The following is a 1653-nucleotide window of genomic DNA, read 5'->3' as shown; positions in this document are numbered from 1 at the left end:
AGCGTCGCCGCGGCGTTCGGCTGCACGCTCGGGATCGTGCCGCACATGTGTGCTGCGATGCTCGGCCTTGCCGCGGTGCTCCACACCAGCGCACTCGCCTTCGCCGCGTTGAAATGGTGCGGCGTCGCCTATCTGCTCTACATGTCCTGGCAGGCGCTGCGCGAGACCGGGACGCTGGCGGTTGGCGGCGAGATCCGCGAGCGTTCGAGCGGTCGCGTCATCGTCACCGGCTTCCTGATCAACATCCTCAATCCAAAGCTGTCGATCTTCTTTCTCGCCTTCCTGCCGCAGTTCATCGCCGCGGACGAGGCTCATGTGCTGGCACGCATGATGGAATTGAGCGGCGCCTTCATGGCGATGACGTTTGCGGTGTTCGTCGTCTACGGCCTCTGCGCCGCATCCGTGCGCGAGCGCGTCATCTCCCGTCCCGGCGTCATGGCCTGGCTGCGCCGGAGCTTTGCCGCGGGGTTCGCTGCGCTCGGCGCCAAGCTGGCTTTCGCGGAAAGGTAATCTCCCTTCACCTCTCGAAAATCGTCATGGCCGGGCTTGTCCCGGGCATCCACGTTCTTCGTGCCGCGTGCGAGACGTGGATGGCCGGGTCAAGCCCGGCCATGACGCTGCAAGAGACGTCTTCAACGCCGCCCAATAAAAAAGCGGGCCTCGCGCCCGCCATCTTCAAACTCGTTCGATCCTTCCCGACGCCCGGGCAGAGCGAGGCTCCACCCGGGCAAAGAAAAAGAAGCCTCGTTACTTCTTCTTCGCCTTCTTGGCCTTCTTCGCCTTCTTCTTCGCCGCCTTCTTCGCTTTCTTAGCCATAGGATCCTCTTAAGGGTTAATGGTGGAACGCGACACGAGGGATGCTCGGCGGAGGGCCAGCCTCGCAACATCCTCGACGACAAACTCAGCAGATTCGCAGGTCTCTGCCCCGCGCTGTCACATCGGTGTCATCGGCTTATCCACAGCTCAGATGCATTTTCGGGTGATTTTGGTGCGCGAATCCGCATCGCGGCATCGAAGCGCCGTCGCCGCCGACATCCCTAACGATCCGACAACCGACCTTCGCCGTTCATGAATCCAAAACCAAAGGCGCGTTTTGGCAGATCGCGGTGAGACTCCGTTAAGCGCACCGGCCGCATCTTCTCCGCAAGAAAACGGGGATGGGTCATGGACGGACGGCTGCCAGGGACGGGGAGCGCGACGCTGCGCGTGCCGCACGCGTCATGCTGAACGTACCGACATTGTGGACCGTCTTCGTCGTCAACTTCCTGGCGCTCGGCGTGATCTGGGCCTACGTGACGCGGTCCTATCCGAAATTCGCCGCCGCGCGGTTCTGGATGGCGTCGTCCTTTGTCGGCGCGATCGGGGCGATGACGGCGCTGGTCCGCCTGTTCGTCGCGTCTCCCTTGCCGCTTCTGCTCGGCGCCGCCGGTGTGATCGCCGCGAGCTGCCTCGCCGCCATGGGCATTCAGCGCTTCTATGACCGGCCGGTCTCGTGGCGCCTCATGACGGCGACGGGAGGCTTGAGCCTTGCCGGCGTCTTGGTCTTCATGGTCGGTTTCGATCACATGCAGCTGCGCATGCTCAGCTACACGCTCGGTCAGGCCTTGCCGCTGGCGCTGGCGCTGCGTCTGCTGCTGTCGCCGCCGGAGGGCC

General features: G+C 63.8%; 1 protein-coding gene and 1 pseudogene. Both read left to right on the top strand.

Going from position 1 to position 1653, the window contains the following annotated elements:
* The coding region (locus tag MOV75_RS37105; protein WP_247007870.1) for a LysE family translocator at window positions 1-510 on the top strand (510 nt) is incomplete at its 5' end.
* Between the two features lie 710 nt (window positions 511-1220).
* Window positions 1221-1653: pseudogene (locus MOV75_RS37100) on the top strand (GGDEF domain-containing protein); the annotation flags it as partial.

The organism is Bradyrhizobium sp. PRIMUS42, assembly GCF_023006515.1.
In the GTDB taxonomy this organism is placed as follows: Bacteria; Pseudomonadota; Alphaproteobacteria; order Rhizobiales; family Xanthobacteraceae; genus Bradyrhizobium.
Note: the sequence above shows the minus strand (reverse complement) of the source record. Positions and strands in the feature narration are given on the sequence as shown.